This is a genomic window from Thioclava sp. GXIMD4215, assembly GCF_045291555.1.
GTDB lineage: Bacteria > Pseudomonadota > Alphaproteobacteria > Rhodobacterales > Rhodobacteraceae > Thioclava > Thioclava litoralis.
Genome location: NZ_CP149515.1, coordinates 273,678 through 294,282, shown reverse-complemented (window position 1 = coordinate 294,282; position 20,605 = coordinate 273,678). Strand labels below are relative to the sequence as shown.

The 20,605-nt window shown below is 61.1% G+C and carries 15 protein-coding genes; 4 read left to right on the top strand and 11 right to left on the bottom strand.

All coding sequences use genetic code 11. The features are described 5' to 3' along the window. Positions 1-13: 13 nt before the first annotated feature. Positions 14-418: a DUF4260 domain-containing protein gene (locus WDB86_RS01420; protein WP_339107588.1), complete on the bottom strand. Its 405-nt coding sequence runs from the start codon at positions 416-418 to the stop codon at positions 14-16. Then, a complete protein-coding gene (gene uvrA / locus WDB86_RS01415) occupies positions 415-3,270 on the bottom strand; it encodes an excinuclease ABC subunit UvrA (RefSeq protein ID WP_406736390.1) in 2,856 nt (951 codons plus the stop codon). The genes WDB86_RS01420 and uvrA overlap by 4 nt, the downstream gene beginning before the upstream one ends. Before the next feature lie 286 nt (positions 3,271-3,556). On the opposite strand from uvrA, the gene WDB86_RS01410 reads away from it, so the two are divergent. Then, on the top strand, positions 3,557-3,922 hold the full coding sequence (locus WDB86_RS01410) for a rhodanese-like domain-containing protein (protein WP_339107590.1): 366 nt from the start codon (positions 3,557-3,559) through the stop codon (positions 3,920-3,922). Positions 3,923-4,016: 94 nt separating this feature from the next. On the opposite strand, the gene lpdA is transcribed toward WDB86_RS01410, so the two are convergent. From lpdA to WDB86_RS01385, 5 genes are all read right to left on the bottom strand, one after another. Further along, positions 4,017-5,411, bottom strand: coding sequence for a dihydrolipoyl dehydrogenase (gene lpdA, locus WDB86_RS01405; protein WP_406736389.1), 1,395 nt, complete (start codon positions 5,409-5,411; stop codon positions 4,017-4,019). A gap of 60 nt (positions 5,412-5,471) precedes the next feature. Then, a complete protein-coding gene (locus WDB86_RS01400) occupies positions 5,472-6,080 on the bottom strand; it encodes a DUF924 family protein (RefSeq protein WP_406736388.1) in 609 nt (202 codons plus the stop codon). Between the two features lie 124 nt (positions 6,081-6,204). Further along, entirely contained in the window at positions 6,205-7,602 is a 1,398-nt protein-coding gene (locus WDB86_RS01395) for an MFS transporter (RefSeq protein ID WP_406736387.1), read from the bottom strand. 148 nt (positions 7,603-7,750) lie between these two features. Next, entirely contained in the window at positions 7,751-8,800 is a 1,050-nt protein-coding gene (queA, locus tag WDB86_RS01390) for a tRNA preQ1(34) S-adenosylmethionine ribosyltransferase-isomerase QueA (RefSeq protein ID WP_339109516.1), read from the bottom strand. A 7-nt stretch (positions 8,801-8,807) separates the two neighbouring features. Next, positions 8,808-12,218, bottom strand: a complete 3,411-nt coding sequence (locus WDB86_RS01385) for a hypothetical protein (RefSeq protein ID WP_406736386.1) — start codon at positions 12,216-12,218, stop codon at positions 8,808-8,810. A gap of 246 nt (positions 12,219-12,464) precedes the next feature. Here WDB86_RS01385 and WDB86_RS01380 point away from each other — a divergent pair, with 246 nt between their 5' ends. The 3 genes from WDB86_RS01380 (at position 12,465) to WDB86_RS01370 (ending at position 14,976) form a co-directional block, all read left to right on the top strand. Further along, a complete protein-coding gene (locus tag WDB86_RS01380; RefSeq protein WP_339107596.1) occupies positions 12,465-12,941 on the top strand; it encodes a peroxiredoxin in 477 nt (158 codons plus the stop codon). Positions 12,942-13,172: 231 nt separating this feature from the next. Then, entirely contained in the window at positions 13,173-14,486 is a 1,314-nt protein-coding gene (locus WDB86_RS01375; protein WP_406720952.1) for a DUF5930 domain-containing protein, read from the top strand. Then, positions 14,476-14,976 (top strand): polymer-forming cytoskeletal protein, encoded by a 501-nt coding sequence (locus WDB86_RS01370; RefSeq protein ID WP_339107598.1) that lies wholly within the window; start codon positions 14,476-14,478, stop codon positions 14,974-14,976. Before WDB86_RS01375 ends, WDB86_RS01370 begins: the two co-directional genes overlap by 11 nt. 54 nt (positions 14,977-15,030) lie before the next feature. On the opposite strand, the gene WDB86_RS01365 is transcribed toward WDB86_RS01370, so the two are convergent. From WDB86_RS01365 to WDB86_RS01350, 4 genes are all read right to left on the bottom strand, one after another. Continuing rightward, entirely contained in the window at positions 15,031-15,777 is a 747-nt protein-coding gene (locus tag WDB86_RS01365) for an SDR family NAD(P)-dependent oxidoreductase (protein ID WP_406736385.1), read from the bottom strand. A gap of 67 nt (positions 15,778-15,844) precedes the next feature. Next, entirely contained in the window at positions 15,845-16,408 is a 564-nt protein-coding gene (locus tag WDB86_RS01360; RefSeq protein ID WP_339107602.1) for an adenylate kinase, read from the bottom strand. 242 nt (positions 16,409-16,650) lie between these two features. Next, on the bottom strand, positions 16,651-17,778 hold the full coding sequence (prfB, locus tag WDB86_RS01355) for a peptide chain release factor 2 (RefSeq protein ID WP_339107603.1): 1,128 nt from the start codon (positions 17,776-17,778) through the stop codon (positions 16,651-16,653). Positions 17,779-17,874: 96 nt separating this feature from the next. Next, positions 17,875-20,436, bottom strand: a complete 2,562-nt coding sequence (locus WDB86_RS01350) for a PBP1A family penicillin-binding protein (protein WP_339107605.1) — start codon at positions 20,434-20,436, stop codon at positions 17,875-17,877. Between the last annotated feature and the right edge of the window lie 169 nt (positions 20,437-20,605).

The following is a 20,605-nucleotide window of genomic DNA, read 5'->3' as shown; positions in this document are numbered from 1 at the left end:
AACCGCCCGCCGACTATCCCTGCGTCTTCCGCCCTATCGGTCCGAGATCGGTATCATGGAACCCTGCCCGCCGCTTCAGACCAAACCCCAAGGCGCGGTCGATACCGGCATGCGCCATAACCACAAACCCCGCCGCCACCATCCAAGGCGTCGCGATATCACTGCCCCAACCCATTGCGCCAAGAGCGGCAATCCCAAGCCCGAAACCGTAGATATGGCACAGATTATAAGTGATCGCCCCCGTGGCCGGTCCGAACAGATAGCCCGCAAAGGACAGATCGGGCGCAAGAAACAACACGACCCATACCCACCACGGCCAGCCGGGGTCCAGCACATAGGCCAGATAGATCCCCGCGATCGCAACCGTCAGCCCTTCAAGGCGACGCCACATGCGGTCCTGTGCCTGATCCGCACTCATTCGGCAGCCACTTTCAGCCCCAGCATCGGCGCGAGATAGCGCCCCGTATGGCTGCGCGGCTCGGCGGCCACGTCTTCGGGCGTGCCCACGGCCACGATCTCGCCACCGCCATCGCCACCCTCGGGGCCGATATCGATCAGCCAGTCGGCGGTTTTGATGACATCAAGGTTATGCTCGATCACCACCACCGTATTGCCTTGGTTCACCAATTCGTGCAGCACTTCCAACAGCTTGCGCACATCCTCGAAATGCAGACCCGTGGTCGGCTCATCAAGGATATACAACGTGCGGCCCGTCGACCGCCGCGAGAGTTCCTTCGACAGTTTCACCCGCTGCGCCTCGCCGCCCGAAAGCGTGGTCGCCTGTTGGCCCACCTTGATATAGCCAAGGCCGACCTCCATCAGCGCATCCATCTTCTCGCGGATCGAGGGCACCGCCTTGAAGAACTCCTGCGCGTCCTCCACCGTCATATCCAGCACATCGGCGATCGACTTGCCCTTGTAGAGAACCTCCAGCGTCTCGCGGTTGTAACGCTTGCCGTGGCAGGTCTCGCATTCGACATAGACATCCGGCAGGAAGTGCATCTCGATCTTGATGACACCATCGCCCTGACAGGCCTCGCAGCGCCCGCCCTTCACGTTGAAGGAGAACCGCCCCGGTTTATAGCCACGCGCCTGCGCCTCCGGCAGACCGGCAAACCAGTCGCGGATCGGGGTGAACGCGCCGGTATAGGTGGCGGGGTTCGAGCGTGGCGTGCGCCCGATGGGACGCTGATCGATATCGATGACCTTATCCAGATGCTCAAGCCCCTTGATCGTCTCGCAGGGCGCGGGCGTCTGTTTCGCGCCATTGAGCCGCATGGAGGCGGTCTTGAACAGTGTCTCTAGCGTCAGGGTCGATTTCCCGCCCCCCGACACGCCCGTCACACAGACGAACTTGCCCAAGGGAAACTCGGCGGTGACATTCTTGAGATTGTTACCCGTGGCCTTGACCACAGTGACCTTCTTGCCATTACCCTTGCGGCGGGTCTCGGGCACGGAAATCTCGCGCTTGCCCGACAGATATTGCCCCGTGATCGAGGCCGGATCAGCCGCCAGTTCCTCGGGCGTGCCATGCGCCACCACGCGGCCACCATGCACACCGGCTCCGGGGCCGATATCGAAGACGTAATCGGCGTGGCGGATGGCATCCTCGTCATGTTCCACCACCAGCACCGAATTCCCCTGATCGCGCAGGTTCTTGAGCGTGGTCAGCAGGCGATCATTATCGCGCTGGTGCAACCCGATCGAGGGTTCGTCCAGCACATAAAGCACCCCCGTCAACCCCGAGCCGATCTGGCTGGCCAGCCGGATGCGCTGGCTTTCCCCGCCCGACAGCGTCCCTGCCGCGCGGGAAAGCGTCAGGTAATCCAGACCCACATTGACCAAGAATCCCAGACGCTCGCGGATCTCCTTCAGGATCGCCTTGGCGATCTCATTCTTCTGATGGCTCAACTGGCTGGGCACGGTATCGACCCATGCAAAGGCATCCTTGATCGACATCTCGACCACCTGCCCCACATGCAGCCCCGCGATCTTCACGGCCAAGGCCTCGGGCTTCAGACGGTAGCCATGGCAGGCCCCGCAGGGACGGGTGTTCTGGTAGCGCTCCATCTCTTCGCGCGACCATGCGCTTTCAGTCTCGCGCCAGCGGCGTTCAAGATTGGGGATGATGCCCTCGAAGGTACGCTCGACCTGATAGACGCGCCCGCCCTCATCGAAACGGAAGGGGATCTCTTCCTTGCCAGACCCACGCAGGAACAGCTCTTGGATCTTCTCGGGCAGATCCTTCCACGGGGTCTTCTTGTCGAAGCCATAATGTTTCGACAGCGCGTTGATGGTCTGGGTCACATAGGGGCTTTTGGTCTTGGCCCAAGGCGCAAGCGCGCCGTTTGCAATCGACAGCGACTGATCCGGCACCACCAGACGGTCGTCAAAGAACATCTCGACGCCCAAGCCGTCACAGACCGGACAGGCCCCGAACGGCGCGTTGAAGGAAAACAGACGCGGCTCGATCTCGGGGATGGTGAAACCCGACACCGGACAGGCGAATTTCTCGGAGAATGTGATGCGCTCGCCCTCGCCCTCACGCGGGGCGGTTTCCAGAATGGCGATACCATCGGCCAGATCAAGCGCGGTGCGGAAACTATCGGCCAGACGGGTCTCCATGCCTTCACGCACCACGATCCGGTCCACCACCACATCGATATTATGGCGGAATTTCTTGTCCAGCACGGGCGGCTCTTCCAGCTCGTAGAACTCGCCATTGACCTTCACGCGCTGGAAACCCTGTTTGCGCAACTCAAGGAATTCTTTCTTATATTCGCCCTTCCGGTCGCGCACGATGGGCGCCAGAAGATAGCCGCGCGTGCCCTCTTCCATCGCCATGGTGCGGTCCACCATATCCTGCACCTGCTGCGCCTCGATGGGTTGGCCGGTGGCAGGGCTATAGGGGGTGCCGGCACGGGCGAAAAGCAGCCGCATATAGTCGTAGATCTCGGTCACCGTGCCGACGGTCGAGCGCGGGTTCTTCGAGGTGGTCTTTTGTTCGATCGAGATCGCGGGGCTGAGGCCCGAGATATGATCCACATCGGGTTTTCCCATCATATCAAGGAATTGCCGCGCATAGGCCGAGAGGCTTTCGACATAGCGCCGCTGCCCTTCGGCATAGATCGTGTCGAACGCCAGAGAGGACTTCCCCGAGCCCGAAAGACCGGTGATCACCACGAACTGGTCCCGCGGAATATCCAGATCGACATTCTTCAGGTTATGTTCCCGTGCGCCACGGATTTCGATGGTTTTCAACTCGGGCATTTGGACCTCCGCTAGCCTTGGTCCCATAGATAGGCGCAACTTCGGAAACTGCCAATGGCAATTCGTGAACAAAATACGAACAATCACCTGCCCTCCTGTGCAATTTCGGGAAGATAGGACACATCGCCTGCGAATTGGGCGGCCCTACAGGAAAGGCGCTGCGCGAGGCGATCAATTTTCCGCCTATGCCTGATCCTGCCCCTTGCAAGGCCCAGCGGCTTGGCGGCATCACTGGCATCACTGTGCCCCACCGGAACGCGTGCGGGCCTCACCCAAGGAGCATGACATGTTCGGTTTTCTGCGTCGCCGCGGCAGCGCTATCCCCAAAATCGAGGCCCGCGACGCAATAGAGCGGGTCCGCGCCGGAACGCTGGTTCTGATTGATGTGCGCGAGGATGGCGAGGTGCGTCAGACCGGTCGCGCCAAGGGAGCCCTGCATATCCCTGTCGGATCGCTGCTGAAAAAGGCCCATCCCGATAGCGCCGAGTGTCTGCCGCAACTTGCCACCTGCCCGCCTGTGGCGCTGTATTGCGTGTCCGGCTCGCGCTCGGAAAACGCCGCCAAGATGTTGCAGCAGATGGGCTATCAGGAGGTCTTCAACATGGTCAGCCTCCGCTACTGGCAGGCCGCAGGCGGCGAGATCGAGGTCTGACACCCGCAGCAGGCCCGCATATCGCCCGCCGACCGCGCCCTGAAATGCAACGCCCGCCTGAAAAGGCGGGCGTGTCGGATCAAGGCTGGGGAACTCAGAAGTGGATCGCGATGCCATAGGCATCAAGCACCGCCTCATGCATCGATTCCGAGATGGTCGGATGCGGGAAGACGGTATGCATCAGGTCTTCTTCGGTGGTCTCAAGCGTGCGCCCGATCACGAAGCCCTGGATCATCTCGGTCACTTCCGCGCCCACCATATGCGCGCCCAGAAGCTCGCCCGTCTTCGCGTCGAACACGGTCTTGACCATGCCTTCGGGCTCGCCAAGCGCAATCGCCTTGCCGTTGCCGATGAAGGGGAAGCGGCCGACCTTGACCTCATGGCCCGCAGCCTTCGCCTTGGCCTCGGTCATGCCCACGCTTGCCACCTGCGGCGTGCAATAGGTACAACCCGCGATGGTGCCTTCCTTGATCGGATGCGCATGTTTGCCCGCGATCAGTTCCGCCACCATGACGCCTTCATGGCTGGCCTTATGCGCAAGCCACGGTGCGCCCGCGATATCGCCAATCGCATAGAGGCCGTCCACGCCCGTGCGGCAGAATTCATCCACCACCACATGGGTGCGGTCGATCTTCACGCCCAAAGCTTCCAGCCCGAGGTTTTCGACATTGCCCACAATGCCCACAGCGGAGATCACGGTATCGACCTCAAGCGTCTCGGTCTTGCCGTCTTTCTCCAGCGTTGCGATAACCTTATCGGCCTTGCGGTCCAGCGATTTGACATTGGTCTTCTCGCGGATCTTCATGCCGAGCTTTTCAAACTGCTTCTTGGCGAATTTCGAGATTTCCTCGTCTTCGACCGGCAGCACGCGCTCCATCACCTCGACCACAGTGGTCTCGGCGCCCAGCGTATTGAAGAAGGACGCAAATTCGATCCCGATCGCACCCGAGCCGATCACCAGCAGTTTCTTCGGCTGATGCGGCGGGTTCAGCGCGTGCTTATAGGACCAGACGCGTTTGCCATCGGCCTCAAGCCCCGGCAGGTTACGCGCCCGTGCGCCAGTGGCCAGCACGATATTCTTCGAGGTCAGTTCCTCGACACCCTTATCGGTCTTGACCGTGACGGTGCCTTTTTTGGCCACGGTTGCCTCGCCCATGAAGACGGTGACCTTATTCTTCTTGAGCAGGTGCCCGATGCCGCCCGAAAGCTGCTTGGCCACACCACGCGAGCGAGCCACGACCTTATCAAGGTCATAACCGATCTTCTCGGCGCTCAGCCCGAAATCAGCCGCGCGCTCCATCAGGTGGAACACTTCGGCAGAGCGCAGAAGCGCCTTGGTCGGGATACAGCCCCAGTTGAGGCAGATGCCCCCGAGATGCTCACGCTCGACGACGGCGACTTTCAGCCCGAGCTGTGCCCCGCGGATCGCAGCAACATACCCCCCCGGGCCTGCACCGATCACGATCATGTCGAAGCTTTTGGCGGCCATGCGGATTCCTCCATCTGAAAACTAGTTTGGTATTAAACTAGTTCTGCCGGGGGATCAATCTCAGAGGCGATCGCCAAGCAAAATCGCTTCCTGCAAGGGCCGGTCGGTAATTTCCTCGGACCGGCGCAGCAGATCCAGCCCGCCATTCCACAAAAAACGCGCCTCGGCTTCTGTGGAACGGCGACCGACGATCTCGTTGCGCCACGGGAAGCGCCCGAATTGCGCAATGACCGCCTGACGCAAACGCGCATCCAGCACCGCACCTTCCGGCATCCGCGTCTCGAACAAGGCCACCCCGTAGCTTTGCGCATCGGGATCTTCGGCATGGATGAAGGGAAAATAAAAAAACTGGCGCAAGGCACCAGTCATCTCGAGATCATATCCCTGAACCACCGCATGGCGCGCCACTTCCAGCGCTTGTGCATCCGCCACCCAGGCATCCACCGTACCGCGGAACATATGGCGTGGCATCTGGTCCAGCAGCACAATCAGCGCCAGCGCGCTTTGCGGTGTATCCCGCCATTCGTCCAAAGTCCCCACCCGCGCCTTGCGCCAGAGCTGCGCGAAGCGGCGCTGCATTTCCTCATCCAGCGCGACATCCGCGCCAAACCAGCGATCCGGCCCCATAATCTCGCACCAGAAGCCGATAACATTCGCAACCTGTTCCATGACCCGCGTCCCCAGACAGTGCCTTTGGCCCGAGCCTGTCACGTTTCCTTCACGACGCAAGCCCCAAAGACAAAATCACGAAGATTCGACCTTCGGGGCGGTAATTTCAGAGGTTTTACGCCGATCACGGCTCGTCCGGCTTGGTGCCATAGGCCGGGTCCGCCGAATCTTCGGGCATCGGAGCGGTCTCGTCCTCGGGGTCGACGGGCAGCGGCAACGCGACCCCCGAAGCGGCCTCTGCGGCGCGCAGGTTGTCATGGGCTTCCTGCTCGGCGCGCGCTTCCGCGTCGGGGTCCTCGGTCACGGCATCAAGCGCGTAGTTCACCGCATAGGCGGTCACGGCCGGAGACAGCACCGCGAAGGTGCCCGTATCTTCGGATGCCGGTGCCGGACGTTGTGTCATCCGGTAGATCCCGTAGCCCGCCAGCAGGGCATAGAGCACACCGATGAACAGGAAGAAGGCCTGCGGACCAAGCGTTTCCATCATCCAGCCCGTGACCACCGGCCCTGCAACCGAGCCGATCCCGTAAAGAAACATCAGCCCCGCCGATGCGGCAGGCATCTCAGAGCGGTCGAGGAAGTCATTGGTATAGGCCACAAGGATCGAATAGACGGGGTTGGAAATCCCGCCCAGAACCGCCGCCATCGGCAGCAGCACCCAGAAAGGCGGCGTGGCAAAAAAGAGATAGAGCATGGAAAGGGTCGCGATCACCGTCAACACGGTAACCATCATCCGCCGGTCCACACGGTCGGACAGGTAGCCCAGCGGGAATTGCGCGATCAGCCCGCCGACATAGATCGCCGAGACGAAAAGCGAGATCTGCTTGACGTTCAGCCCCGCCTGCGTCCCCCAGACAGATACCATCCCGAAGAGCGCGGAAAACACGCCCCCCATCAGGAAAATTCCCACGCAGCCGAAGGGCGAAACCGTCCACAGCCTACGGAAGCTCATGCGTTTGCCAGAGGAGAAATCCGGCGCATGCACGGCAGAGAGCAAAATCGGGGTGAAGGCCAGCGACACGAGGATCGAGGGGATGACAAAGAGGAAATAGCCTGCCGGATCGCCGACATTCAGCATCAGCTGCGCGCTGACGATACCGATCGATTGCACGACCATATAGGCCGCCAGAAGCTGGCCACGGTTTTCCTTCTCGACGCTGGAATTCAGCCAGCTCTCCGCCGAGATATACACGCCACAGAAGCAAAACCCGATCAGCACCCGCATGAGGGACCATGCGATCCAGTTGGGAGCGGCGGCATAGGCGATCAGCACGGCCGAAATCAGCGACCCGAGTGCGGCAAAGACCCGCACATGGCCCACGCGACCGATCAGCCCGGGGATCGAGCGCGACCCGATCAGGAAGCCTGCGAAATAGCCTGTCATGACAAAGGACATCTCGTAGGTGCCGATGCCCTCGAGCTGGCCCCGGATCCCCAAAAGCGTCCCCTGCATCCCGTTGCCGACCATCAGCAACATCACGCCCAAAAGCAGCGCCCAGCTATCCTTTATCGCGGCGAACATCAAAGCCCCCTAATCGAATACTATCTGAATGTGCCAAAACCGACATCCGCGGCGAGAATCTCCCTCAGCGCCCCGCGCTGAGCTAGTCCCCGTAGGGGCCAGTGTCCAGTTTCGTTTTAAGCTTTTCAAGCAGGGATTATCAGCAAGCTTACGGGATCAATAGAGAACTGTCGCCATACGAGAAGAACCGGTATTCCTGCGCCACCGCATGAGCATAGATCTCGCGGATACGCTCGGGGCCCATCAGCGCCGAAACCAGCATCATCAGCGTCGATTTCGGCAGGTGGAAATTGGTCATCAGCGCATCGGTGACGGCAAATTCGAAGCCCGGATAGATGAAGATATCGGTGGTGCCACGGAACGGCGCAATCGCCCCTGTCCCGCGCGCCGCCGATTCAATCAGCCGCAGCGCCGTGGTGCCCACCGGAATGACGCGCCCGCCTGCGGCTTTGGTGGCGGCAATCTCGGCCGCAGCTTCGGGCGTGATCTCGCCCCATTCGCTGTGCATCTTATGGGTGGTGACATCATCGACCTTCACCGGCAGGAACGTCCCCGCCCCGACATGCAGGGTGACTTCGGTGAACTCCACCCCTTTGGCATGGATCGCCTCCAGAAGCTCGCGGGTGAAATGCAGGCTGGCGGTGGGGGCCGCCACCGCGCCGGAATGGCGAGCGAACACGGTCTGATAGTCGGATTTATCCTGCGCATCGGGTTTGCGCAGAGCTGCGATATAGGGCGGCAGCGGCATTGCCCCCGCCTCTGCCAGCGCCGCGTCGAAATCCTCGCCCGTCAGGTTGAAGCGGATCGCCAGCTGGCCCTCGGCAATCTCTGCCACCTCTGCCGACAGATCGGCAGAAAAGCGGATCACCTCGCCCTCTTTGACCTTGCGCAGGGGCTTGGCCAGCGCCGTCCAGCAGCCATCGGCGCGCGGCTCCAGAAGCGTCACCTCGACATTGGCCGTCACCTCGCCCTGCGCCGCTTGGCGGGTGCGCGTGCCCGACAGCCGCGCGGGGATCACCTTGGTGTTGTTCAGCACCAACCGGTCGCCCTTGCGGAACACATCCACCAGATCGCGCACATGCAGATCCGTAATGCCCCCGCCTTGCGCCAGCAGAAGTTTCGCCGCATCGCGCGGGCGGGCGGGCCTTGTGGCAATCAGCCCTTCGGGCAGGTCAAAGTCGAAATCCGAAAGTTGCATCATCGTCTTATTCTGTGCTCAGCGCGGGCGGATCGGTCCGGAACAGGTTGCGGAACATCCCCGGCGTGAAGATGGAAAGCGGGTTGATCGACACTTTGGGCGCGGTCTTCGACCCCCGCAGGGTATAGGTGAAGCCAAACAGGCCCTCGCCGCGTCGGCTCAGGATCTGGCCTATCCCGTTGACGATGTAAAGCGGAGAGATCACCCCCTCCATATCAAATGCCCCCGATCCGATGTGATAATTGCCATTCAGCGTGATCCCCATCGACGCGCCTGTGGCACGGCCTTCGGTCACGGATACGCCCTGCGGCGTCAGTTTGAAATCGGCCGAGGCGTTATTGAACACAATGCCGTCGCCGGTCAGTTGCTCCAGCAGCCCCACGATAGAGGCCGCCGACAGCATCGAGGCCAGAATAGGCGCATTGGTGATTTTCAGATTGCTAGCCCGAAGCTGCCCCACATAGCTGCGATCCCCCGTAGGCGACAGGTTCAGAACCATCTGCCCGCCGCGCGCATTGTCAAACAGCTTGGCCGAGGCCAGCACACCGCCCGCATCGCGGGTTTCCACCCGCACCGCAGGCCGCCCGGAGGCCGAAGGCCCCACCGCACCGCTGACCACCGCCCCGCCATTGAGGCGGGCGTCAAAGGTGCCGTTGAAGCCCGCACGGGTGTTGAACTGGCCCACAAGGTCGGTCAGCTCGATCCCGTCCGTCACCAGCAGCCGGTCCAGCCGCACCGATAACGGGGTCGAGGCCGACGCGCCGCCCCCCGTGCTACCGCTGCCCGTGCTACCGCCGCCCGCGCCCTTGGTTCCCGACGGAAGGTCCGACAGCGTCAGGCGCCCGCCACGAATGGCCACGCCCGGCGGGCGGTTGCGCCCTTTGCCAATCAGATCGGCGGCGCCGTTGAACCAGCCGCCAATCGACAGACGGTCGAAGCTTGCGCGCTCCAGCCCCTCGCCATCGGCCCGCAACGCGACCGAGCCTTCCGCCTTCAACCCCGGCACATCCAGCGAGATCCGGTCGACCTTCACGGGCTGGCTCAACTCGCCCGCAATCGACAGCTTGCCCGAAGAGGCCTGCCCCTTGCGCCAGCTGATCTGCGGGATCGACAGGCCGATCCCCTTCATATCGCTGCGGATCACATATCTGACCGGCTCTCCCGTCACCATATCCAGATCCAGCGCGGCCCAGCCCTCGCCGGACAGAATATTGTCGGGCAGCGCCACGCCCAGCTTGGTCAGCCCTTCGGGGGTGATATTCAGATAGCCCTGCACCTGGGAATGCTGGGCCTCTTCGGGGGTGAATTTCTTGATCCACCACGCATCGAATTTCTGGTCCTGAAACAGGCCCCGCCCGCCGATGCGCAGCCCTTTTTCCGGATCGGCCAGCAGTCGCATCTGCCGCGAACGCAGCACCTTCCCCGGAACGATCTGGTCGCTATAGACATCGGTCAGCGTGGCCGAGACATCATATTTGAAATCCGTCGGTTTCAGATGCGGCTGTAACGGAAATTCAAGATGCGTCCGCGCGACGGCCCAGCCCTTGGCGATATCCGTTCCCTTGCCGGCCTTGCTCATAAAGCTGAAGGGCGGCTCGTCCAGCAGGGAAAGTGCCGCCGGAATCTGCGAACGGGTCACCAGATCGACCTGCATCGGCGCAGGCTTAAGCTTGATATTGGGAACTTTCAGCGTGGAATCGGCCACCTCGATTGCCCCGCCATCGGGGGCCGTGACCTGCCCTTCTTCCACCATCATCGCATAGGTTGTGCCATCCAGCGTGGCAAAACCGCGCCCGTCCTCGATATTGGGCAGCGTCTTGACCGCGCGCACATCGGCACCGCTGAATTCATATCCCAGATCTATGCGCGGGTCATGATTGGGGGCAATGCGGATGGCCGCCCGCACATTGTAAAGCGTGCCATCGGCAATATTCTCGTCAGCCCATTTGCGCGTATGCTCGACAAGCTTCGGCGGCCAGAGCGCCAGCAACCCTTTCGAGGAAATCCGGCTGATCCCGCTATCAAGCGACACCTGCCAGCCTTTGGAACTGGCCGCCAGAGAGCCTTTGGCCGAAAGCCGTGTCTGGTCCTCCATCAGTTGCGCCTGACCGATATCCACACGGAACGGATCAAGCCCGATGCGCAGATCGACCATCCCGTCGGAGAAATGGGCAGGCTGCTCCAGCACCCCTTCCGGATCAAGCTGCAGATCGTTCAGCGCCACTTGGGTGACAAGCTGGCGCGGCAGGCCATTGGCAAAATCACGCAGCATCACCGAGCCGGTCGCCTTGAAGGCAGCGGCGGTGCTATGCACCTCGAGGCGGCTCATCTCGATCCGCTGTTGTTTCTGGTTGTAGCTCAATTCCAGCGCCGCGCTTTCAAACGGAATCGGGCGCGACCCTTCGACAGGGCTCAACGCCCCTGCCCCGATATTCAGCTTGGCCACCATCCCCGACACGACGCCCTGATCATCAATCGCGGTCTGCAACGACCCCGAGATCGGCGCGTCCAGCACCGAAAGCCCTGCAAGCGCGGGCGATTGCACGGCCAGATCACGGGCAGGCACCCCCGTGACCGCCGCCCCGAACTGCGCCCGCGGCGAATTCTTGTAAGTGGTCACGCCCAAGGCAAGCTGGGCGGGCATATCGTTCTGCTCGCCCACATTCAGCGACAGGCTGGCCGAGATACGGTCGGCCTCCTGCGTCAGGCGGAACTGCCCTTTCGACACCCGCCAGACCCGCCCGAGCCGTTCGTCATCAAGGCGGATATCGATCGTGTCGGCGCGGATCTCGCTGAGATCTTGCAACACAGGGGTGGCAAAGGCCGCTTCGACGGCATCGGTCACATCCGAAAGACTGTCGATGGCCAGATGCTGCATCTCGCCCTGACCGCCGAAATTGATATCCAGCGACCCGTCGGAAAGGCGGCGCATCGCAACGGCGGCCCCCTTCAGTTCGATGCTCGACAGGGCAATCCGGCGTTGCAGAAGCGGCATCGGCAGAACGGCGGCCTGCACCTGCGGCAGAACCGCAATCGGGCGTCCGGACGGCGCCAGAAGCTGCACCGAATTCAGCCGCACCTGCGGGCGCAGGCCGCTGGCAATCACCAGATCCGCCCCGCCCGAGAACCGCGCCTGTAACGTGCCGCCAAGCGCCTGATTGACACGCGCCTCCACCTTGGTGGTAATCGCCATCGGCACCCGCATCGGATGATGGGTCACGGCGGCCCAAGCCAGCACCGCCACAAGACTGACGACAGGCACGGTCAGCACCGCCAGAAAAACAAGCAAAATCTTATAAATAGAGCGCGATCTTGCGGGCGGCTCCTGCATGGGAGGGCGGCCGACAGGCTGCGTTGGGGCACGCTTCGGCTCTGTCTCGTCTTCCGGCTTGGAAAAATCGGTCGTGTCGTCTGTCACGCTGCCGTCCCGTTTGCGCCCATAGCCCAATTCTCACGCAATGGCTCTGCCGAGCCGGCCCCAAGTTCTCTTGCGCGCCCCGAAAGGCCCGCAGGCACACCCCAAAAAATGCCCGCCCGCTCTGAAAACCGGAAAGGGCACAAAAAATCCCGCCTATGTCTTGTCAGCATTTTCGGGACAGATAGAGTTCGTGCAGAATTCATCTAGGCTGTGAATAGGCTTAGAGACAAGCAAAAGGAAAGAAAAATGGCAACCATCGGCGATTTAGCGCCCGATTTCACCCTGCCTCGCACGCAAAACGGCGGCGACGAGGCCCTGCTGACACTCTCGGCGCTGAAGGGGAAGAAGGTTGTCCTGTATTTCTACCCCAAGGACAACACGCCCGGTTGCACCACCGAGGCGCTGGAATTCACACGCCTGTCGGACGCCTTTGCCGCAGCCGATACGGTGGTGCTGGGGATCTCCAAGGACAGCCTGAAAAAACACGAGAATTTCTGCGCCAAGCATGACCTGAACGTCATCCTCCTGTCCGATGCCGAGGGCGATCTTTGTGAAACCTACGGCGTCTGGGCCGAGAAATCGATGTATGGCAAGACCTATATGGGCATCACACGCAGCACGTTCCTGATTGACCGCGAAGGCCGGATTGCCGCGCAGTGGCCAAAGGTGAAAGTCACCGGCCATGCCGCAGAAGTCCTGCAAAAAGCCGAAGAGTTGGGCTAAAACGTTAACGAATTAACGCAAAATCTCGGCAGGATTTCGCTGATGTGATGCGAAGTGTGGCCGATGTCCTGCGCGCAGGCAAGGAATCAGGTTGTCAGATGGGCAGCGTGGTTGCTAATCGGTTTCGTGCCTCGCGCAAGATCTATCAACCACTTCATGTCGCACAGGTGACAATTCGGCCACAGCCTCGCCCTTGCGATGTGGCCCTCAGGAAGAGCAGGACCCAAGCCTTTGCCCCGACGTCTACTGGATCGTACCAACTCTGCCCTGGAGCGCTGGCTCCCCGAGCAGCGCCTCTTTATGAAATCGGATGACTCGACCCGCTTTGTGCGCCTGCGCCCTTTGACGCAGGCTTCGGTGCTGGCTGTCGGGGCGGTGCTGTTTGGCTGGTCCATCGTGGCAAGCTCGCTTCTGTTTATCGACAATATTTCCGAAGGCTCCTCGGCGCAGCAGGCGGCCATTTCGCAAAAGGCCTTCGAACACCGCCTGGATAGCCTTGCGCGTGAACGCGACAGCCGCGCCTCCGAGGCGCTGGCGGCGCAGGAGCGGTTCCAGACCGCGCTTGGTCAGGTCTCGCAGATGCAATCGGCGCTTCTGCAATCCGAAGAACATCGCCGCGAGCTGGAAACCGGCCTGAAGGTGGTGCAGCAGACCCTGCGCCGCGTGATGAACGAACGTGACGCTGCCAAGACCCAGCTGGCCGGATTGCAGCAGGGCAAGGATGGCAAAGGCAGCCCCGCTGCGCGCAATGTCGATATGTCGGAAACCGTGCAGATGCTGTCCAACGCTCTGGGTGAAATCGCGACCGAACGCGATAGCGCGACGCAGGACGCGCAGGACGCACGGCAGGAAACCGAACAGCTTGCGCTCCAGAAACGCCAGCTTGAACAACGCAATGACCAGATTTTCGCCACGCTTGAAGATGCGGTGACCATCTCGATGGCGCCGTTCGACAAGATGTTCAAACAGGCAGGGCTGAACACCGACAAGATCCTGAGCGAGATCCGCAAGGGCTATTCCGGTACGGGCGGCCCTTTGGGCAGCGTGTCGATGTCCTCCAAAAGCCCCGCCTCCCTGACCGAGGATGACAAGCGCGCGGCGTCGATCCTGCAAAAGCTCGATGAGATCAACATGTATCGCATCGCCGCCGACAAGCTGCCCTTCCAGCTGCCGCTGAAATCGCAGTTCCGCTATTCCTCGCCCTTCGGTTACCGCTGGGGCCGTCTGCATGCCGGTGTCGATATGGCGCTGCCCATCGGCAACCATGTCTATGCCCCTGCCGATGGTGTGATCACCGCCGCCGAATGGGAACATGGCTATGGTCAGGTGATCAAAATCCAGCATGAATTCGGTGTTTCGACCGTTTATGGCCATTTGTCCAAAATCCGCGTGCAGAAAGGGCAAAAGGTCTCGCAAGGCGATTTGATCGGTGATACAGGAAATACCGGACGGTCAACCGGACCGCATCTGCACTATGAAATCCGGTTAGGCGGTAAACCCGTTGATCCGATGACCTTCATCAAGGCTGCAAAGAATGTTTTCTAAAAGCAAAATCCACGAGCCCGGCACCAAATCCGGCGAACCCGAAGCAAGCAAGGCCGATGCAGGCCTGCCGCCGCGCAAAAGCGATTTCGCGCCGCCTCCCGGTGGTGCGCCCCGCGCCAAGCCCGGTGCTTCGGTGCTGTCTTCCGACCTGACCATCACCGGCAACATCCGCACCACGGGCGATGTGCAGGTGGAGGGCGTTGTTGAAGGCGACATCCGCGCGCATCTGCTGACCGTTGGCGAAACCGCCACCATCCGCGGCGAAATCGTTGCGGATGATATCGTGGTCAATGGCCGTGTGATCGGTCGCGTGCGTGGCCTGAAAGTGCGCCTGACCTCGACCGCAAAGGTCGAAGGCGACATCATCCACAAAACCATCGCGATTGAATCCGGTGCCCATTTCGAAGGGTCCGTGCAGCGTCAGGAAGACCCGCTGCAATCGGGCGATGTCACGCCGAAACTGGCTCCGCCGGTTAGCAGCGAAGACTGATCACCGCAGTCCTGCATTCTGCAAGGGGCAGCCATCGCGCTGCCCCTTTTGCCTTTACAGAAGACGTTTTGTCAGCCGCAGCGACAACGCATAGGGCAAAAGCTGCAAAAGCTTCAACCCGAGCGTGAGGCGCTTGGGGAAATGGATCTCGAAGCGATGGCCTGCAAGACCATCCGCGACCGCCTTTGCTGCGGCCTCGGGTTCCATGATGAAGGGCATGTCGAACTGGTTTTTCTGCGTCAGGCGGGTGTTGACGAAACCGGGCGAGATCAGCCGCACATCGATATCGGGCGCATATTCCACCCGCAGGCTCTCGACCAGATTGATCACAGCCGCTTTCGAGGCCGAATAGAACTGCCCCTTGGGCAACCCGAAATACCCTGCAACCGAACCGAAAATCGCCAGCTGACCGCCTTTGCGTAACAGCGCGGGGGCGGCCTGTACAAAGGCCAGCGTCCCCAGAAGATTGACGCGCATCAGCTGCTCGGCCTTGTCCCAATCGATCTCGCGCACCAGCCCCGGATCGTAAAGCGCGGCGGTGGTGATCATCCCGTCCAGAGGCCCCTGCCCGACCAGAGGTAAGATCGCCTGACATGCCGCATCGACGCCGGCCTTATCCGCCAGATCCACGGGCAGAACCGCATGGTGCGGCCCGAGCCGTTGCTGCAGCGCCTGCAGCGGCGCTTCGGAGCGCGCCGACAGCACAAGCCGCGCGCCGCGCTGTGCCAGTTCGAACGCCAGCGCCTCGCCAATGCCGGAGCTTGCCCCCACCAGCCAGATAGTTTTTCCGTTGAAGTCCATGATACTGCTCCTTTCCTGCCCTACGCGCTGAGGGGAAAGGAGTTCCGCCCAAAAGACAATCCGTCACTCAGGCCGCGACCAGATGCTCCAGCTCGGCCAGCGCGTCATGTTCCAGTTCGGCAATCGGACGCGCACCGGACAGCTCCAGCACCGGCACCGGCTGGCTTTCCAGCCAGTCGCGGTGGCGGTTCAGTGAACGTCCGCAGAAATAGGGGTCGTCGTAGCTGGCCGCCCAGTTCAGGAAGGTGCGGTAGATCTGCTCCATATCGCCGCCCGGTGCCACCCGCGTGCCATAGCGCAGAACCTCGCGCTTGCGCAGACGGGTCAGCCGCAAAGGCGTGGGCGCGCGCAGGAAAATGACCAGATCGGCCTGCCGTAAAATAGCGTCGCCCCAGCCATCGGCGGCTCCGGCCAGAACCCATCCGCCTTCGGGGCCGCCTTTGCCTTGCGCCTTTTCGATCAGCGCGCAGCGCTCGCCAATCTCGCGTTTACAGGTAAAGGGCACCTCGGTTTCGGCCCAATAGCAGTCATCCGTATCGATATAGGGAACCTGAAGCGTCTGCGCGATCTTCTGACCAAGCGATGTCGAACCCGCACCCGCAGCACCGGTGATGTAAATTCTAGGTTTCATGAAGGCCTCCTAATTTCCCGTTAAAGGGCCCTGTAGGCAGTCATCTCTTGTTCATAATCTTCCCGATCATCGTTCAAAAATCAATTACCAGTTTGTTCACGATGCTGTCCTGCAGCATAAATTTACGCAATTCGATCAGTTTTCTTGAGATCCGGTTCACCAAAATGAGAAAGGGAGAGCCTTCGCCCTCCCTGTTCCGCGTGATTAGGCACCTAAGATTCGGTGCTTGAACAAAGCCGGTCTTAATCCGCCGCCTGCGCATCGGCGCGGGATTTGCCCTCGACGCCCATTGCCAGCGTCGCGGCCATGAACCCGTCAAGATCGCCATCCAGAACGCCCTGACTGTCCGAGGTCTCGTGTCCGGTGCGCAGATCCTTCACCATCTGGTAGGGCTGCAGCACGTAGGACCGGATCTGGTTGCCCCAGCCCGCCTCGCCCTTATTCTCATGCGCCTCGTTGATCGCGGCGTTACGCTTGTCGAGCTCCAACTGGTAGAGACGCGATTTCAGCGCATTCATCGCGATTTCGCGGTTCTGGTGCTGCGACTTCATCGAGGAGGTCACAACGATATTGGTCGGCAAGTGAGTGATCCGCACCGCAGAGTCGGTGGTGTTCACGTGCTGGCCCCCCGCGCCCGAAGACCGGTAGGTATCGATGCGGATATCCGACGGGTTGATCTCGATTTCGATATTGTCATCGACCACCGGATAGACCCAGACCGAGCTGAAAGAGGTATGCCGACGCGCCGCCGAGTCATAGGGCGAAATCCGCACCAGACGGTGCACACCGGATTCCGATTTCAGCCAGCCATAGGCATTGGGGCCGGAAATCTTGTAGGTCGCGGATTTGATGCCCGCCTCTTCGCCTGCGGTCTCGGATTCAAGTTCGACCTCATAGCCCTTCTTCTCGGCCCAACGGACATACATCCGCGCAAGGATCGACGCCCAGTCGCAGCTTTCCGTCCCGCCCGCGCCCGAATGGACTTCGAGATAGGTATCATTGCCATCGGCCTCGCCATTCAGAAGCGCTTCCAGCTCCTTGGCGGCAGCCTCTTCCTTGAGGGCCTTCAACGCGGCCTCGGCCTCCGAGATGACATCGGAATCGCCTTCCATCTCGCCCAGCTCGATCAGCTCGATATTGTCCTCAAGCTCCTGCTTGATGCGCTGATAGGTCTCGTATTTGTCCAACAACGCCTGACGGTCGCGCATCAGCTTCTGCGCGCGGGCCTGATCGTCCCACAGCGTCGGGTCCTCGATCATGGCGTTGAATTCCTCGATCCGGTGCGGAGCCGTTTCAAGGTCCATCCGCTGCCCCAGAAGGTCGAGCGATTTCTTGATCTGTTCAACGATGTTCTGCGTCTCGGCGCGCATGTCGAAACCTGTCCTTTTCCTGTTCTGGCCGGTCATACAGATTTAAGGCCCCCTCGACAAGTTGTCGAAGGGGCCGAAAATCCGTGGCCTGCGATGTTAGTATAGCCCGCCGGCACTGATTGTGCCGAAATTCGCGCGCTGTTTGGGGAGGATCGCGGTCTTGCCGGAGGAGGTGGTGACAGATGTCCCGCCCTCATCGCTTTCCCCGGGCGCAAAGAGCGGCAGGTTGGAGCCCATGCCGAAGCCGCCATCAACCACCAGCCCCATACCGGCAATGCTCTGGCCTTCGCGCAGATATTCGGCCTGCACATAATCGCCCGACGCCCCCGGCGGCAGCATCTCGCCGGTGAAGCGGTTGAAGTTCTGCCAATGCCCGCCCGGCGGCACGGTAAATTCGGAGCCGCCATATTTCTTGACCGCTTCCTTCATGAATTCGTTGAACACCGGCACACAGAGCGTCCCGCCGAAAGCATGCGCCCCCAGCCCTTTGGGATTGTCATAGCCGATATAGCACGACGCGACGATATTCGAGGTAAAGCCCGTGAACCACACGTCTTTTGCATCATTGGTCGTGCCGGTTTTACCCGCGACGGGCACGCTGATATTCACCCCGCGGCCCGAACCACGCTGGACCACGCCTTTCATGAGCGAGATCATCTGATAGGCGGTGATCGGATCGACCACCTGCTCGGAATTCGACTCGATCCGCGGCCCCTCGCCCGCAGGCAGGGTCTGGGCGCTGCAATCGTCACAGACGCGCTGGTCGTGGCGGTAGATCGTGCGGCCGTAGCGGTCCTGCACACGGTCCACCAGCGTCGGCTCCACCCGCTTGCCGCCATTCGCGAACATCGCATAGGCCGAGACCAGATTGAACATCGTGGTTTCCTGCGCCCCGAGCGCATTGGCAAGGAACTTCTTCATCGGGTTATAGACGCCCATGCGCTCGGCATAATTGGCAATGGTATCCATGCCGATTTCCTGCGCGATCCGCACGGTCATGAGGTTACGGGACTGTTCCAGACCGGTCCGCATCGGGGTCGGGCCGTAATATTTGTTCGAGGCGTTCTTCGGACGCCACAGGCCTTGCGGGGTATTCACCTCGATCGGGGCGTCCACCACCACCGTCTCGGGCGAAAAGCCCGAATCCAGCGCCGCCGCATAGACGAAGGGTTTGAAGTTCGAGCCCGGCTGGCGCATCGCCTGCGTGGCGCGGTTGAATACGGTCGACTGATAGGAGAAGCCGCCCTGCATCGCGATCACACGGCCCGTATGCACGTCCATCGCCATGAAGGCCCCTTCCACCTGCGGCACCTGCCGCAGCGTCCAGCGGATGAAACTGCCATCGCTGTCCGAGGTCATGGCGCGCACCATCACCACATCGCCCACACTCACCAGATCCGACGCCACACGCGCCTTCGGACCCAGCTTGCCGTTCTCGTTCAGCTTGCGGGCCCATTGCACATCCTTGGCGGGGATCCAGTTGCCATTGCCTTCTTCCTTGATCCCCTCGATGCCGATGCGGGCATCTTCCTTGCCGACAGACAGCACGACGGCAGGCATCCAGCCCTCGACATCGCGCGGCACCTTATCGCTGCGCACATCGGCCAGCGCCGCGCGCCAATCGGCCTCGTTTTTCAGCTTGTCCGCCGGAATGGTCACCCCCGTGCCCCGCCAGACACCCCGGCTGCGGTCATAATCTTCCAACGCATGCTGAAGGGCGCGTCCGGCCTGTGCCTGCATCTCGGGATCGACGGTTGCGCGCACGGTCAGCCCCCCCGAGAAGAACTCGTCCTGACCGAAGCTGCGCGAAAGCTGGCGGCGGATCTCGTCGGTGAAATAGTCGCGCGGCGGCATCTGGTCGCGGAACGGCGCGTAATCCCCGTTCTGCACCGATTTCACCGGCAATTCACGCTCTTCGCGATAGGTTGCCTCGGAGATATAGCCGTTCTGCCACATCTCATGCAGCACATAGTTGCGGCGGTCCTTCAACCGCTGCATATCGCGCACCGGATGGTAATTCGACGGGGCTTTCGGCATCGAGGCCAGTGTCGCGGCCTCATAGGGCTTCAGTTCCGACAGCGGCTTGTTGAAATAGGTCAGCGACGCCGCCGCCACACCATAGGAATTCTGGCCGAGGAAGATCTCGTTGAGATAGAGCTCCAGAATGCGTTTCTTGGGCAGCGCATGTTCGACCCGCGAGGCCAGAATAAGCTCCTTGATCTTCCGCTCGACCGACCGGTCCGAAGACAGCAGGAAGTTTTTCATCACCTGCTGGGTGATGGTCGAGGCCCCGCGCACGTCATGGCCGCCGGTGCGCACCGCCTCGAACACGGCTTGCGCGATCCCGACCGGATCATAGCCCGCATGGTGCCAGAAATTCTTGTCCTCTGCGGACACGAAGGCATCCTGCACGATCGGCGGAATTTCGTCGATCGGCACGAACAGACGGCGCTCGGTGGCGAATTCGTCGATCAGGCGCCCGTCGCCATTATAGATACGCGAAATCGTCTTGGGCTGGTATTGCGAAAGCTGATCATGGCTCGGCAGGTCACGGGAATACATCCAGAAGATCGCCCCGACCGTCAGCGCGGCGAAGAACACCGCCGTAACAATCCACGAAAAGATGCTGCCGAAGAAGGACAGGATAAATCGGATCAAGGTTCGCTCCTTACCGGGGGATGCCCGTTTATCGCGGAAAACCGCAATTCTGCCCGCCTATAGCCGCCACGGCCTGCGGGGTCAAAACAAGTTATACGCCTTCGCGGCAAGATCGCGCTCACATCTCGGCTATGTGAGCGGCGTTTCTACAGCATTCAGCGTCATTTAT

Bases quoted from the DNA above. Each gene is read 5' to 3' on its own strand.
- WDB86_RS01420 (WP_339107588.1), bottom strand. From the start codon at position 418: ATGAGTGCGGATCAGGCACAGGACCGCATGTGGCGTCGCCTTGAAGGG.
- uvrA (WP_406736390.1), bottom strand. From the start codon at position 3,270: ATGCCCGAGTTGAAAACCATCGAAATCCGTGGCGCACGGGAACATAAC.
- WDB86_RS01410 (WP_339107590.1), top strand. From the start codon at position 3,557: ATGTTCGGTTTTCTGCGTCGCCGCGGCAGCGCTATCCCCAAAATCGAG.
- lpdA (WP_406736389.1), bottom strand. From the start codon at position 5,411: ATGGCCGCCAAAAGCTTCGACATGATCGTGATCGGTGCAGGCCCGGGG.
- WDB86_RS01400 (WP_406736388.1), bottom strand. From the start codon at position 6,080: ATGGAACAGGTTGCGAATGTTATCGGCTTCTGGTGCGAGATTATGGGG.
- WDB86_RS01395 (WP_406736387.1), bottom strand. From the start codon at position 7,602: ATGTTCGCCGCGATAAAGGATAGCTGGGCGCTGCTTTTGGGCGTGATG.
- queA (WP_339109516.1), bottom strand. From the start codon at position 8,800: ATGCAACTTTCGGATTTCGACTTTGACCTGCCCGAAGGGCTGATTGCC.
- WDB86_RS01380 (WP_339107596.1), top strand. From the start codon at position 12,465: ATGGCAACCATCGGCGATTTAGCGCCCGATTTCACCCTGCCTCGCACG.
- WDB86_RS01370 (WP_339107598.1), top strand. From the start codon at position 14,476: ATGTTTTCTAAAAGCAAAATCCACGAGCCCGGCACCAAATCCGGCGAA.
- WDB86_RS01365 (WP_406736385.1), bottom strand. From the start codon at position 15,777: ATGGACTTCAACGGAAAAACTATCTGGCTGGTGGGGGCAAGCTCCGGC.
- WDB86_RS01360 (WP_339107602.1), bottom strand. From the start codon at position 16,408: ATGAAACCTAGAATTTACATCACCGGTGCTGCGGGTGCGGGTTCGACA.
- prfB (WP_339107603.1), bottom strand. From the start codon at position 17,778: ATGCGCGCCGAGACGCAGAACATCGTTGAACAGATCAAGAAATCGCTC.